The organism is Clostridium sp. CTA-6 (genome assembly GCF_054768115.1).
This window is the reverse complement of record NZ_BAAAAU010000002.1, coordinates 1-14,789: the sequence shown is the minus strand read 5'-3', so window position 1 is coordinate 14,789 and position 14,789 is coordinate 1. Positions and strand designations below refer to the sequence as shown.

Here is a 14,789-nt window from a genome sequence, read left to right as displayed (position 1 = left end):
GTCCACACATTTTTGTGGATAATTTAACTATTTAAGTTTATATTTTTACCTTAAAATATTTTATTCATTTTATGTTATACATAAATTTGTTATTCTATAATCTAATATACCCCGTTTATTCATTTTTTATATATTATAAATTACATATCCCAACAAGCAACTTCATTTTAATTACCCCCTTATACTTTATTATACCATAATTATATTAAAAATAATTGCAATTAGATTAATATATTTGCTAATGATTTTAAACAAAAATTTACATTTAATATTTAATTTGTTAAAATTATTGTTGTATTATTATATTGTATTGTGGTTTTAATTTATAAAATTACTTTTTATAATAGATTGATTCATTATTCGACACTGTTTTTTATTTATCCATATAATTACTATTTTATTTGTTTTTATTAAATTCTATAATTATTTTATTATTTTTTTTGATTTTGGCTGTATCCATTGATATATATGGTTTTATCATCATATATGACAGTATTTGGTCTATTGACTTTTCCCTTTAATGGTAGTATATTAACTTTAGATGGAAATAGATAATTAATTTGTAAATTAAATATAAAATATGTTGACTTTTAATGTCATATTTGCTATTATTTAATTAAACTATTGTCGAAAATTGATATTATTCGAGGAGGAAAATATATGAAATCAACAGGTGTGGTTAGAAGAGTAGACGAATTAGGAAGAATTGTTATTCCTATAGAATTGAGAAGGACTTTAGATATAGCTGAAAAAGATGCTCTAGAAATATATGTAGATGGTGAACAAATCATATTAAAAAAATATGAACCAGCATGTATATTCTGCGGAGATGCTAGAGATGTTATAAACTATAAAGGTAAAAATATTTGTAAAAACTGTCTTAATGAAATAAAAGACAATAAATAATTTAAAAGCCTCATTTAGAGGCTTTTTTTTATTTATAAATTAAGAGTGGAAACTAATTTTAGTTTCCACTCTTAGCTTATATAAAATTAATTATCTTACTCTTACACCTGCATAAAATTTATATACTGATGAAATTTTTACTACATCCCCTGTGTGAGGAGCATGTATCATTTGTCCTCCACCTATATATATACCTACATGACCTGTATGTGGGAATACTAAATCGCCAGGTTGTAATTGATCTTGTGAAACTCGAGTTCCTGCTCCAATTTGTCCATAAGTATCCCTTGGTAATTCTATACCTGCAGCATTTCTATATACATATTGAACAAAACCTGAACAGTCAAATCCGCTTGGTGATGTACCTCCCCAAACATAAGGGACTCCTTGGAATTGCATAGCATATCCTACTACATCTCCATGTACTGCTGGTGGTGCTGGATTTGATGGTTTACTACTACTGCTAGAAGAACTACTTCCTGATGAAGCTGGAGCTTCTACAGAAACACTACTTCCACCTCTTGATTGAGATACAGAAGATTGTGATTGTGCTGCTTGTCTCTCAGCTGCTTCTCTTTGTGCTGCTTCAGCCGCTTTTCTTTCATTCTCTTTTCTCAAATTAGTAAGTACTAATTCTTGCTTAGATTTTTCTAATTTCATACTAGATAATTTCTTTTCATTTTCTGATTTAAGTTGTACTATTTCTGTACTTTTCTTATCTAAAGCAACTTTCTTTTCTTTAATTTCTTCTTTTTTTGTCTTTAATTCCTTTATAACTCCTTGGTCAAATCCCATAACCTTTTTAACTGTGTCTACTCTAGTTATTAAATCACTTAATCCTTCTGATTCTAATATTATATCTGCATAACTGTCAAAGCCACTTATGTACATAGCTCTTACTCTTTTATTAAATAAATCTTCACGGGATTCTATTTGTTTTTGAGCTTTTTCTATATCTTTTCCTAATTTAGATATGTCTTCTTTATTCTTTTCTATATCTTTATTATTATCTTCTATTTTATACATTAAGCCTTGTATACTATTGTCCATATTTTGTATTTTTTCTTCAAGTTCTAATGTCTTATCATGCGCTTGTCCATTTGATGGTGCTGCCATAACTTTTGCATTAATAGACACTGCTAATGCTAATGCTATTACCGCAGACAAAACTTTCTTATTCACTATTTATCTTCCTCCCATTCCCCTTTTATGATTATAACATAAAACTATTATATCACCATTTCAGTAAAAAACTCAACTTTAACGAGGATTTTTTTTGAAAATGTTAATTTAATTTGTTATATATTATATTTTTATTAAAAAATATAATATATTATTTATATATCTATAGAATACTTGTATACTTCTGACTTAGTTATTTTTCTATCTTTAGCTACTAATTTTATAGACTCTTTTTTGCTATATCCTTCATTTATATACTTTTTTATATGATCTTGTATACTTATACTAGACCACTCCATTTCCTTTTCTTTTTCTATTTCTTCTATGGATTTTCCTTCTAAAACTAAAACATATTCACCTTTAGGTTGATGACTCTCATAATATTTTATAACCTCTTCTAGATTATCTCTTATAATTTCTTCATGTACCTTAGTAAGTTCTCTACATATAGATATATTTCTGTTCCCTAAGGACTCCCTTAAAAATTTTAAACATTCCTTTAATCTATGAGGGGATTCATAAAAAATTAATGTTTCCATTCTATCCTTTATATCCTGTACTAACTTTTGTCTATTTTTATTTTCCCTCGGTATAAAACCCTTAAAAATAAACTTTGTAGTATCCATTCCAGAATAAACTAAGGCTGTAGTAAATGCTGTAGCTCCAGGTAAAACTTCAAATATTATTTGCTCTTCTATACATTTTTTTATGAGCACATATCCTGGATCTGATATTCCTGGCATACCTGCATCAGATACTAATGCTATGTTTTTTCCTTCTTTTAAACTATTTATTATATTTATACTTTTATCTTCTTCATTAAATTTATGGTAACTTATTAATGTTTTTTTTATATTAAAATGATTTAATAATTTTAAAGTTTGTCTTGTGTCCTCTGCTGCTATAATATCAACATTCTTTAATACATCTAATGCTCTTATTGTTATATCTCTTAAATTTCCTATAGGAGTAGGAACTACATATAATTTCCCTTCCTCTATATTAAGCATATAATACTCTCCTTCTTATTTATTCCATTCCATAAATTCTTTTAACCTCATTGGTATATTTATTATTTTCATCATAAATATATAGGGGACTATCCCATTTCAAAAACTTACCACCATTTTTTTGCCCTTCAATTAATATCATAGAAGGAGCCTTGTCTACCGCTGGATGAATAGTCCTTATTAATTTAGGCTCTATGCAATACTTTCTCATTACATTCATTATATCTACTATTCTATCTGGCCTATGTATCATATATAATTTACCTTTATCTTTTAATAAAATTTTAGCTGCCTTTACTACATCATCTAAAGTACAACAAATTTCATGTCTAGATATAGCATTTTTATCATTAATGTTTATAATTCCTGTTCCTTGAGTTTTATAAGGTGGGTTTACTGTAACTACATCTGCCTTTTCTATATCTTTCAAAAGTTTTATATCTTTTAAGTCACCTTCTATAAACTTAACTTTTTCCTGCAAATTATTATACTTTATGCTTCGTTTTGCCATATCAGCGATTTCCTTTTGTATTTCTATACCTATAATATTACTAGCATTAGTTTTACCTGCTAATATAAATGGAATTATACCCGTTCCAGTACATAAATCAACTACTTCATCTCCATTTTTTATTCTAGGAAAATTAGCTAATAATACTGCATCTATTCCGAATCTAAATGCCTGCCTTTTTTGTATAACATGAATTCCCTTTAGCTGAAGATCATCTAATGTTTCATCTTCTTTTATAATTCTATCCATATAATTCACCTTTTATATAATAAATTTTATTCTATATATTCTAAATCAAAACAATATAATAATTCTATAATATATAAAGAATAAAAAGACCGTCTTTTGACGGCCTTTTTAACAATAAATTAGTCTTGAACTGGTGCTCCTACTGGACAAACATTAGCACAGTTTCCGCAATCAATACAAGTATCTGCATCTATATCAAATATAGAGTCTCCTTGACTTATAGCATTAACTGGACATTCTGCAGCACATGCTCCACAGCTTACGCAAGCATCTGTAATTTTGTATGCCATATGTAACACACCTCCTTAAAAATTACACAACTTTATACGATTTATATTTTACCATGTTTTTATTAATTTTTAAAGTAATTTTTATATAACTGTATAACCTATATTTTCTATAGATTCTATTATCTTATCTACATCTACAAAATAATCATCATATATAACACTTACCTCTTTTTTTTCCTTACTTATTTCGCAGGCTACTACACCTTCATTATTAGCTACAGCACTTTTTACTTTATTTATATCCTGTATTGTTCTCATATCGCATACCTTTAATAGTGCCTTCATAACTCTTCCTCCTATTCATCCTTAAGCAACTCTTTTATTATTGTTTCATCTGCATCGTCTATTTCAATATTTATTTCTTCTTCATCTACACTTTCTATATTACCTTCATAGCCACCAGATATAAGTTCTGCTTCCATTATAGGCACTGGCTGTATAAATTCTTCATTATCTTCACTTTTGATCTTGACTTTAACTTCTTCTTTCACCACATTATTATCTACTACCTCTCCTTGTCCATAAGGAGTCTTAACTATTGATCCCACCTTAGGTAATACTTTTCTAATACTTTCATAGGTTTGCTGCTCATAATTTAAACAACACATAAGTCTTCCACATATACCTGAAATTTTGGTAGGATTTAATGATAAATTTTGTTCCTTAGCCATCTTTATTGATACTGGAGCAAAATCTCCTAAAAATATAGAACAACACATAGGTCTGCCACAAGGTCCTAATCCTCCAACCATTTTTGCTTCATCACGTACTCCTATTTGTCTTAATTCTATTCTAGTTCTAAATATTGAAGCTAAATCCTTAACTAATTCTCTAAAATCCACTCTACCATCCGCTGTAAAGTAGAATATAACTTTATTATTATCAAAAGTGTATTCTACATCTATTAGCTTCATATTTAATTTATGTTCCTGTATCTTTTGTAAGCAAATTTCTAATGCGTATTTTTCTTTTTCCTTATTTTCATGATGTTTTTTTATATCTTCTTCTGTTGCTTTTCTAATTACATTTTTTAATGGAGCTACTATTTCGTTTTCATTAATTTGCTTTTTAGCAATAACCGCTTCTCCAAATTCTATCCCTCTTATAGTTTCTACTATAACATATTCTCCCTTATTTATTTCTATATTACTGGGATCAAAATAATATATTTTACCAGCCTTTTTAAATCGAACTCCTACAACTTCTATCATATTATACCTCCTGCATTTTTATAAGCATTGCATCAAATACTAGAGTGGAGTTTATATTCCTATTTAATTTATCTCTTGTATCATTTATTATACTTACCATTTTATCCAAGTTTATATATGAATATTTTTCTGATATATCTTTTATAAACTCTTTCTTATCTACATTTAATAATAACTCTTCATCTCCAGTTTCCTTAAATAACAATGAATCTCTAAGATATGATAAAATACAAGTTAAAATCTCTTCCCAAGTTTCCTTATAATTCATTAAAAAGTTTTCATATTTCATCAAATAATTATAATTACTTAAGTCTTTTGAATCTTTTAATATACCTAAACTCATATCTCTTATATATTTTAGTGACTCATCTTCAATAAATCTTTCAGCTTTACCTGGAATTCCATCACTAAATGCTATTGCTGAATTTATATTGTCTTTTTTTATATCCTTGTATTTATATTTTATAAAATTCTCTATATCATATGGCTTTAGCCTATTTAATTTAAATATTTCGCATCTAGATTTTATAGTATCTAACATATGCTCCATATTTTCACATAACAATATTATATAAACACCTTTAGGTGGCTCCTCTATAGTTTTTAAAAAGGCATTTTGAGCAATTTCTGTTATTAATTCAGATTTATATATTATAATAGCCTTTTTATTTCCTTCTATGGGTTTTTTATTTATCTCTTCTATTAAGTTTCTTATATCATCTATACCTATAGATTTTTTATTAATAGGTTTAAATTCTATTAGGTCTGCATAACTTCTCCGCTGTGATTTTTCTAATATAATCATAGCTATTTCTTTAGCTATTATACTTTTACCGATGCCATCCTCTCCAACAATAATACTGGCATGAGAAAATTTACCTTTAACTATTGAATTTTTAATCCTATTTTTTATATTTTCATGCCCTATTATTGTATATGAATTCAAATGTATCCCTCCTAATTAAACTCTCACAAATTTATCTACATCCACAACAAATATAGTAGCTCCTCCAACCTCTACTTCTATGGGATAAGGTACATACATTCCAGCTGATCCATTTACCGGTGATGGTGATGTTACAATTTGTTTTCTAGTTTTACATATCTCTTCTATTTTTTTAATCAATTTATCTACATCTTTTTCTTCTACACCTATCATAAGAGTAGTATTTCCTGCTTTTAAGAATCCTCCTGTAGTAGCCAACTTTGTTACTCTAAACCCATCTTCTGTTATTTCATCTATTAAATCTGAAGCATCATCATCTTGAACAATAGCAATAACTAATTTCATATTATTACCTCCTTAAAGGATATTATATTGTAGTTTCTTACCTATATTTTATATTTTTTTATACAAGTTTACAATTATAATTAGCTTTGTTCACTAAAATCTATATATTTTGTTATTACTTTAATTATATCATCATTTATTTGGTCTATACTTTTAATCTTATCCTCATTAGTACATTCAATTCTATTCCAACCATATTTTTCTGATATATATTTAGAATTGTTATATGACTCTAATAGATACTCATAATTATTTTCGTGTATATCTTTCTCTTTCTCTCCTGTAAATTTATTATTCCTAGTTTCCATAAGGCTTTTACTACATTTAGGAGGCATATCTAAAAATATAACACAATCTGGTACAGGTAAATTAAACTTTTCAAATTCAAAATCCCATAGCCAATTTAAAAATTTATCTTTAGCTTGTACCTCCTTTATTTTTGCTGCTTGATGTATCATATTAGATGTGGTATATCTATCTGCAATAATAATTCCACCTTTTAAGTAAAACTCTTCCCAATCTTTTTTATAGGATGCAAATCTGTCTACTGCATAAAATGTAGATGAAGCATAAGGATTTACACTATCAGGATTCTTTCCAAATTCACCACTTAAATACATCTTTATTAAAGCAGATGATTCACTTTTATAATTAGGGAATTCCACTTTTTTAACTTTTTTATTTTGTTTTACTAATTTATCATAAAGTTTTTTAGTTTGGGTAGCTTTACCACTTCCATCACTACCTTCTATAACTATTAACCTACCTCTTTTCATTTTATCCTCCACATTTATACTTATTATTTTACTATTTGAATCTTATTATTCTTTAAACCTAGTACATCTATTCCATTATTTTTATAATAACATATAGCATCTATTATTTCTTTATTTATTACCTCTCCTGCCATTATTATTGGAACACCTGGAGGATAGGGAACTATATTATTATAACTTATTTCACCTAAGGAATCCTTATAGTCTATCCATAAATATTCTTTTTCTAAAACCTCATAAGGATACATGTTCATATTAGTTTCTATATAAAGATAATTTAAATTATCTTTATCTTTATTATTATAATTTTTGTCCCACTCATATAAAGACTCATACAATATATCCATAACACCTTCATTATAAAATGGAGATAATATTAAAATTATGTTGTTTCCATCACTCATTTCACATTGTATTCCACATTCTCTTAAATACTTAGATAAATCACTAGCATTTAAATTATTTTTCACATTTATTATATATCTTGTCAAATCTATATCCATCACATCTTTATATTTAAGATTTAAATGTTTTATATCACTATGATTTAATACATAAAAGCTATCTAATAAATTTATTTTTTTTCTATAATAATTTGCTCTATTAATCAATTCATTATAATGCTTCTCTCCATATTTCTCCAAATAAAACCTGCTATAATCCATAGAACATAAAAATAAGTAAGAAGGGCTCGTACTAGAAAAAGCACTTATGTAAAAATCTACCTTATTAATATCAACTATAGAATCTTTGCCTATGTGTAAAAATGCTGTTTGTGTTAAACTAGGAAGGGTTTTATGAGCACTCATTACTACCATGTCTGCTCCTAGCTCTAAGGCACTTTTAGGTAACTTTTCACACACACCAAAATGAGCCCCATGGGCTGAATCTATTAACACTTTCATATTGTATTTTTTAGCCTCTTTTATTATAATTTCTAAATTAGGACAAACCCCATAATAATTAGGATAAGTTATTACTATACCTTTTGCATCTTTATTTTCTTTTATTAAACTTAAAAAATGCTCCAAATCTATTGAAAGTGGAGCATTAAATTGCCTATACACCTTATTTTTTATATATATTGGTTTTAGCTTTCTCATAATTATTCCATTAAATATAGATCTATGGCAATTTCTTTCTACAATGATTTTATCTTCTTCTTTAAAACAAGAAAATATCATAGCTAAGTTTCCACTAGTACTACCATTTACTAAAAAATAAGATTTTTTAGAATTATAAAACCGGCTTAAAAGATAGCCGGACTCTTTTATTATTCCTTCACTATTATGAAGATTATCCAATCCTTCAACTTCTGTTAAATCACATTGAAGTATATTTTCACAAAATTTTTTTCCCTCTTTAGTAAATAAAAATCCCAAGGATCCTTTATGGCCTGGCATAGAAAACAGTATGTTTTTTTCCTCAATATATTTTAAAACTCCATTTAAAATCGGTAATTCTCCCATCTCATTTCCTCATCCTTTATAAAAGTTTGCACTAAATTTTTTCTTATACATTTTTTATAAAACTCATAAAAATCTGTATTCATATCACTATTTACCATTCTTTCTTCGCAAACATCACATATTCCTTTTCTGTTTATAATTATACCACTATTTAGAGGCTTACCACATATAATACAATATTGTTTTTTCATATTTATCCCCCTTACTATATTATTACAACTAAATTCTTGCCCCCTCATATATATTTTATTCATTAAGTAGTTAAATGTTATTTTGTCCACATAAAATTATATAAATTTTTATTATATAATTTTTATAATATACTTTTATAAGCTGAATATATTAAATTTAATGATATTTATAACTTATATATAAAAATAAATCTGGGAAATACTTCATTTTAATTATTCCCCAGATTTATACTATGTTCCTATATTAAATTTTATCTATATTTACCAATGTTCCTTTAGGTATGCTATCTTGAAGCTATTTAGCATCATAGTACGGTAATCTTATGTATCCATGCGAGGGCTTTTACCATAATCTAGCACGGTCTGATTTTACAGCATTACCTGATAAATAATATATAACACTATGGAATATAATTATTATATATAAAATATTACAGTGATATAATGATCTATTCAACATATTTTTCATTTTATTTTAATTAATTAATAACAATAATTTATTCTATTCATATTGGGTATAATAATGTAACCTAGATGTTTTAATTGGAGGTTATATTTATGAAACAAAAAATAGTATCCTACTTAAAATCTATAGAATCAGATTTATTTAATATATCTAAATATCTTTATGATAATCCAGAAACAAGTTTCAATGAATACAAATCTTGTAAATATTTAATAGATATTTTAAAGAAAAATAATTTTAATGTCCAAGAAAACTATTATAATATCCCTACATCATTTTATGCAGAGTTTGGTAAAGGTCACCCTAAAATATGTTTTTTTTGTGAATACGATGCCCCAAATGAACTAGGTCATGTATCAGGGCATAACTTAGTTTCCTCCATATCCCTAGGAGCTGCTTTATCTCTTTCAAAGGTAATAGATAATTTTTGTGGAACTATTATTGTAATGGGAACTCCTGGTGAATCTTTAAGCGGTTCTAAAGTAACTTTAGCTAAACAAGGAGCTTTTAAAGATATCGATGTAGGTCTTATGGTTCATCCTGACAAAGTAACCTGCCAAAGTGGCTCTTCAATGGCTATTCTTCCTTTAAAAATTAAATTTAAAGGAAAGGAAACCTTAAGCTATGAAAATACTGATGTATTTTCATCATTAAATGGTCTTTTATATACATTTAATTCTATAAATCTTTTAAAACAATCTATTAATCAAAACTTTCATATAGATAAATTAGTTATTAATAGTGGTAACGATCCTTATATTTCTTCTAATACTACAGAAGCTAAATTTTATATAAGATCTAAAAGTATATCAACTGCTATTTATGTAGAAAAGCGAATAAGACAAATAGTGGAAAATGTTAATTCTCTTCTAAATTTACATTCAGAAATTTGTTTTTTTGAATTACCTTATAGAGAATTAATAACCAATAAAAGGTTATCTCGATTGTTTTGCCATAATTTAAAGGAGGCTGGTATAATTGATATTTGCGATGAAAAAAATACTGTATCAGGCTTAAGTTTAGGAACAGTAAGTCATTATATTCCTTGTATTCATCCCTATATATCTATATTGGATAAAGATAGCTCTATAAATTACTTTACTGAAGAATTTGCAAATGAAACTTTAAAAGATCATGCTCAACAAAATGCTTTTAAAGCTTGTCAGGCCTTAAGTTTAACTGCATTAGATTTAATCCAAAATGATACACTTTTAAAAGAAGTAAAAAAAGAATTTTTTACTAAAATGGAATAAGAGACTAGCTAGCTAGTCTCTTACTTGATAAATATTTTATCTTTGCAATTAAATTATTGCTCGGCTCAAAATAAAACTTCTTAGTATTATTTCCATCTTTATAAACACAGCAATAAGTATCTCTATTTAATAAAGAACATGTATATTTTTTAGATTTACTTATATTTATTTTTGATCTTAATCCAGCACATTTACCAAAATAAATTATATCTTTTAACTTTATATTTTCTACTACTTTATCATAATTTCCTTTTATCTTATGAATTATGAACTGATCTGCTATTATAAAATATGAATACTTTATCTTACATTTAAATACTTCAAAAAAACTTACCAATATAACTATACATAACAAAAAAATATTTAGCATTTCATCTAATCTATAACTAGATAATTTAATATTTTTTAAAAATTCCACTAAAAATAAAATTCCTACTAATAAAATAAGCATAAAAAATAAAACCGGAACTCTTCTTCTAGCCACAGTCTCTTTATACATATTTCCCATTTTATAAACCCTCCAAAATAATATCAAATAATTTTAAAATTCCTTTACGCTCAAGATTATACTAAGCTTTTAAACATTAATCCACCGTAATATTTGCCGTTTAGCTCGTTTTAAAGCTCTTCCTGCTAATTAGGATATGCCTTGCTTTATATATCTCTATTTTACTATAAATTTATCTAAATAACTTTAGCTATAGTTAAAATTTAAACAATGTTTTTTATTTTATTTTTAAACTATTAAAATATATTAAATTTATAAATAAATATACGGGTCTATGCTGTATAATATATATTATTAGTTCTTATAATTATAAGTTAAAACATTAATAAATTTTATATATGGAGGTGATTTTTATGATTTCAATTTATAAAAACACTGAAGAAGACAAAACAATAAAAAAATTAGATAACATAGAACCTGGTACTTGGATTAATATAGTAGCACCTTCGGAGCAAGAACTTATTTTTGTATCAAAAAAAACTGGAGTTACTTTAGATTTTTTAAAAGCTCCTTTGGATGAGGAAGAAACTTCACGGATAGACATTGAAGATAATAATATGATAGTAATCTTAGACATACCATTTACAGAAATGGAAGATAATTCATTGACTTATGATACTTATCCTCTAGCTATTATAAATACACCAAATAATATTATTACTGTATGTTTAAAAAATAGCAAAATTTTAACAGACTTTTTTAATAATAAAGTAAAATCTTTTTATACTTTTAAAAGATCTAGATTTATTCTACAAATATTATATAGAATAGCTAGTTATTTTCTTTTATATTTGAGACAAATAGATAAGAAAAGCCTAATGATAGAAAAAAAACTCCATAAATCTATGAAGAATAAAGAACTTATTCTATTATTATCTTTAGAAAAATCTTTAGTTTATTTCTCCACCTCTCTAAAGGCTAATGAGATAACCTTAGAAAAAATGTTAAAGTTAGATATAATACAAAAATATCCTGAAGATCAAGATGTGTTAGAAGATGTTATTATAGAAAATAAACAGGCAATAGAGATGGCCAATATATATAGTAATATTTTGAGTGGAACTATGGATGCCTTCGCATCTGTTATATCTAATAATCTAAACATAGTTATGAAGTTACTAGCATCTATAACTATAGTGATGTCTATACCTAATATAATTTTTGGCTCCTTTGGAATGAACTTAAATGGTATCCCTTTTAGTAAGTCTCCACAGGGGTTTTGGCTTGCTTATGGAGTTACAGCTATGTTGTGTATAGTTTGTATAATAATATTGAAAAAAAAGGACTTATTCTAATAAATTACATAATAATTAATTATTAGGAGTGATTTAATGTTATTAAAACATTTAAATAAAGGAGATACTATAGGAATAGTTTCTCCTGCAAGTCCTATTGAAAAAGATGTTGTTTTAAAAAATATACAGATATTAAAAGACTTAGGTTTTAATATTAAACTAGGCACCCATATATATGATAAATGTGGTTATTTATCCGGCAAAGATATAGATAGAGCTAAAGACTTAATGGATATGTTTATAGATCCATCTATAGATATGATTCTTTGTTCAAGGGGAGGCTATGGCTCTATGAGAATACTTCCCTATTTAGACTTTAATATTATAAAAAATAATCCTAAAATTTTTGGTGGTTTTAGTGATATAACAATTCTATTAAATTATATAACTTCTAAATGTGACTTTACTACTTTTCATTGCCCTATGCTTTCATCAGACTTTAATAATATGTATACTTTGAAAAGTTTTCTAAAGCCATTAATGAATGATTTTCCATCTTATGAAATATCAAATCCTAATTTTGTTCCTTTATTATCTAAAACTAATGATATAGCAGAAGGTGAGCTGGTTGGTGGAAATCTATCTCTTATATGCAGTACCTTAGGTACTCCTTATGAAATTGATACTGTAGATAGTATTCTATTTTTAGAAGAAATTTCAGAGCCGCCTTATAAAATAGATAGGATGTTAACTCAATTAATACTATCTGGAAAAATTAAATCCTGTTCTGGACTTATATTAGGTCAATTTTCAAATTGTAATATAAATAATCGTGGGGAAGGTTTCTCTCTAGATGAAGTTATATTAGATAGATTATTACCTAGTAATAAACCTATTATAGCAAACTTAATGTCAGGGCACTGTGATCCTAATTTAACCTTACCTATAGGATCTAAAGTTAGATTGGATTGCAAAAACAAGTTAATAAAAATTCTAAATTATTAAAAAAAGAGCTTTAGCATACTAAAACTCTTTTGGAGGCGCCACCCAGATTTGAACTGGGGATGAAGGCTTTGCAGGCCTCTGCCTTACCACTTGGCTATAGCGCCATATTCAATTCAACATAATCTATTATATCAGAAATTTTGAACTTGTCAACATTAAAATTAAAAAACTAACCAAATTTTTGGTTAGTTTTTTAAAATTGCTTTTTCTAAAACACTACCTATACCATCATGAATAACTAGATCAGCTCTTTTATCATAAGGTGTTTCTCCTTTATTTATTAAAACTAATTTTTTACCCTTATAATAATTAACTAATCCAGCTGCAGGATATACCACAAGTGATGTACCACCTACTATAAGCACATCTGCATTTTGTACATAATATATAGCTTTATTTATAGTATTCATATCTAATCCTTCTTCGTAAAGCACTACATCTGGTCTAACTATGCCTCCACATTTTTTACAATGTGGTATATCTTTACTACTATTTTCAGTATTCAATATATAATCTAAATTATATTTTTCTCCACAATTAATACAATAATTTCTATGAACACTTCCATGTAACTCTAATACATTCTTAGCTCCTGCTAGCTGATGTAATCCATCAATATTTTGGGTTATTATGGCTTTTAATTTTCCTATTTGTTCTAATTCAGTTAAAGCATAATGAGCTAAATTAGGTTTTGCGTCTTTAAATATCATCTTATTTTTATAAAATCGGAAAAATTCTTCAGTATTATCTTTAAAAAAACTATGACTTAATATTGTTTCTGGTGAATAATTCAATTTATTTTTTGATTTATATAATCCACTATTTGATCTAAAATCCGGAATATTACTTTCCGTAGATACTCCTGCTCCACCTAAAAAAACTATATTTTCACTATTATCTATAATATGTTTTAATTTTTCTAACCTCATATTATCATCTCCTAAATAGGTTATTAATTAATTATTATATACTAATTTATATACGCTGTAAAAATAGCAATTTAAAAAATGTTTTCCCTAAAAATTTATATAAAAAAATAAGAACTCAGTTAAATGAGTTCTTACCTTAATAATCATCTGGCAACGACYTACTCTTCCACAGGGCCTCCCCTGCAGTACCATCAGCGCTTTGAAGCTTAACCTTCGTGTTCGGCATGGGAACGGGTGTTACCTTCAAGCCATAATCACCAGATTATTTTCTTTGAAAGAATGTTCTTTCAAAATTACACAGTGAATT

17 protein-coding genes, 1 tRNA gene and 1 rRNA gene are annotated in these 14,789 nt (G+C 26.5%); 4 read left to right on the top strand and 15 right to left on the bottom strand.

The window, feature by feature from the left end; genetic code table 11:
- Nucleotides 1-660 precede the first annotated feature (660 nt).
- On the top strand, nucleotides 661-906 hold the full coding sequence (locus ACYUDJ_RS03405) for an AbrB/MazE/SpoVT family DNA-binding domain-containing protein (RefSeq protein WP_003388120.1): 246 nt from the start codon (nucleotides 661-663) through the stop codon (nucleotides 904-906).
- Between the two features lie 90 nt (nucleotides 907-996).
- On the opposite strand, the gene ACYUDJ_RS03400 is transcribed toward ACYUDJ_RS03405, so the two are convergent.
- From ACYUDJ_RS03400 to ACYUDJ_RS03350, 11 genes are all read right to left on the bottom strand, one after another.
- Nucleotides 997-2,088, bottom strand: coding sequence for a C40 family peptidase (locus ACYUDJ_RS03400; protein WP_043030886.1), 1,092 nt, complete (start codon nucleotides 2,086-2,088; stop codon nucleotides 997-999).
- A 155-nt stretch (nucleotides 2,089-2,243) separates the two neighbouring features.
- Nucleotides 2,244-3,098, bottom strand: a complete 855-nt coding sequence (gene rsmI / locus ACYUDJ_RS03395; RefSeq protein ID WP_003488014.1) for a 16S rRNA (cytidine(1402)-2'-O)-methyltransferase — start codon at nucleotides 3,096-3,098, stop codon at nucleotides 2,244-2,246.
- Between the two features lie 19 nt (nucleotides 3,099-3,117).
- On the bottom strand, nucleotides 3,118-3,858 hold the full coding sequence (locus ACYUDJ_RS03390; protein ID WP_003488015.1) for a tRNA1(Val) (adenine(37)-N6)-methyltransferase: 741 nt from the start codon (nucleotides 3,856-3,858) through the stop codon (nucleotides 3,118-3,120).
- A 119-nt stretch (nucleotides 3,859-3,977) separates the two neighbouring features.
- Nucleotides 3,978-4,148 (bottom strand): DUF362 domain-containing protein, encoded by a 171-nt coding sequence (locus ACYUDJ_RS03385; protein WP_003363046.1) that lies wholly within the window; start codon nucleotides 4,146-4,148, stop codon nucleotides 3,978-3,980.
- A gap of 81 nt (nucleotides 4,149-4,229) precedes the next feature.
- Nucleotides 4,230-4,433, bottom strand: a complete 204-nt coding sequence (locus tag ACYUDJ_RS03380; RefSeq protein ID WP_003488016.1) for a heavy-metal-associated domain-containing protein — start codon at nucleotides 4,431-4,433, stop codon at nucleotides 4,230-4,232.
- Between the two features lie 11 nt (nucleotides 4,434-4,444).
- The gene (locus tag ACYUDJ_RS03375; RefSeq protein ID WP_003488017.1) at nucleotides 4,445-5,359 is read right to left on the bottom strand and encodes a PSP1 domain-containing protein; all 915 of its coding nucleotides are present in this window, start codon (nucleotides 5,357-5,359) and stop codon (nucleotides 4,445-4,447) included.
- Nucleotide 5,360: 1 nt separating this feature from the next.
- Nucleotides 5,361-6,305, bottom strand: coding sequence for a DNA polymerase III subunit delta' (locus tag ACYUDJ_RS03370; protein ID WP_003488018.1), 945 nt, complete (start codon nucleotides 6,303-6,305; stop codon nucleotides 5,361-5,363).
- Between the two features lie 15 nt (nucleotides 6,306-6,320).
- Complete coding sequence (locus tag ACYUDJ_RS03365; protein WP_003488019.1) at nucleotides 6,321-6,650, bottom strand: cyclic-di-AMP receptor; 330 nt, start codon at nucleotides 6,648-6,650, stop codon at nucleotides 6,321-6,323.
- An 80-nt stretch (nucleotides 6,651-6,730) separates the two neighbouring features.
- The gene (locus ACYUDJ_RS03360; protein WP_042385983.1) at nucleotides 6,731-7,426 is read right to left on the bottom strand and encodes a dTMP kinase; all 696 of its coding nucleotides are present in this window, start codon (nucleotides 7,424-7,426) and stop codon (nucleotides 6,731-6,733) included.
- Nucleotides 7,427-7,449: 23 nt separating this feature from the next.
- Nucleotides 7,450-8,895: an aminotransferase class I/II-fold pyridoxal phosphate-dependent enzyme gene (locus ACYUDJ_RS03355; protein WP_460289523.1), complete on the bottom strand. Its 1,446-nt coding sequence runs from the start codon at nucleotides 8,893-8,895 to the stop codon at nucleotides 7,450-7,452.
- Nucleotides 8,874-9,086, bottom strand: coding sequence for a sigma factor G inhibitor Gin (locus ACYUDJ_RS03350; RefSeq protein WP_003491739.1), 213 nt, complete (start codon nucleotides 9,084-9,086; stop codon nucleotides 8,874-8,876). The genes ACYUDJ_RS03355 and ACYUDJ_RS03350 overlap by 22 nt, the downstream gene beginning before the upstream one ends.
- A 558-nt stretch (nucleotides 9,087-9,644) precedes the next feature.
- On the opposite strand from ACYUDJ_RS03350, the gene ACYUDJ_RS03345 reads away from it, so the two are divergent.
- Nucleotides 9,645-10,805 (top strand): zinc-binding metallopeptidase family protein, encoded by a 1,161-nt coding sequence (locus ACYUDJ_RS03345; RefSeq protein ID WP_003488023.1) that lies wholly within the window; start codon nucleotides 9,645-9,647, stop codon nucleotides 10,803-10,805.
- Between the two features lie 4 nt (nucleotides 10,806-10,809).
- On the opposite strand, the gene ACYUDJ_RS03340 is transcribed toward ACYUDJ_RS03345, so the two are convergent.
- Entirely contained in the window at nucleotides 10,810-11,313 is a 504-nt protein-coding gene (locus ACYUDJ_RS03340; RefSeq protein WP_003488024.1) for a hypothetical protein, read from the bottom strand.
- Between the two features lie 353 nt (nucleotides 11,314-11,666).
- Between ACYUDJ_RS03340 and ACYUDJ_RS03335 the strand changes: the two genes are divergently transcribed.
- Nucleotides 11,667-12,608 (top strand): magnesium transporter CorA family protein, encoded by a 942-nt coding sequence (locus ACYUDJ_RS03335; protein ID WP_042385986.1) that lies wholly within the window; start codon nucleotides 11,667-11,669, stop codon nucleotides 12,606-12,608.
- A gap of 36 nt (nucleotides 12,609-12,644) precedes the next feature.
- Nucleotides 12,645-13,553, top strand: a complete 909-nt coding sequence (locus ACYUDJ_RS03330; protein WP_003488027.1) for a S66 peptidase family protein — start codon at nucleotides 12,645-12,647, stop codon at nucleotides 13,551-13,553.
- A gap of 30 nt (nucleotides 13,554-13,583) precedes the next feature.
- Here ACYUDJ_RS03330 and ACYUDJ_RS03325 read toward each other — a convergent pair.
- The 3 genes from ACYUDJ_RS03325 to rrf all read right to left on the bottom strand — a co-directional run bounded on the left by ACYUDJ_RS03325 (nucleotide 13,584) and on the right by rrf (nucleotide 14,744).
- Nucleotides 13,584-13,657 (bottom strand) — tRNA-Cys (locus ACYUDJ_RS03325).
- A gap of 81 nt (nucleotides 13,658-13,738) precedes the next feature.
- Entirely contained in the window at nucleotides 13,739-14,482 is a 744-nt protein-coding gene (locus ACYUDJ_RS03320) for an NAD-dependent protein deacylase (protein WP_043030879.1), read from the bottom strand.
- Nucleotides 14,483-14,627: 145 nt separating this feature from the next.
- Nucleotides 14,628-14,744 (bottom strand): 5S ribosomal RNA (gene rrf / locus ACYUDJ_RS03315).
- Between the last annotated feature and the right edge of the window lie 45 nt (nucleotides 14,745-14,789).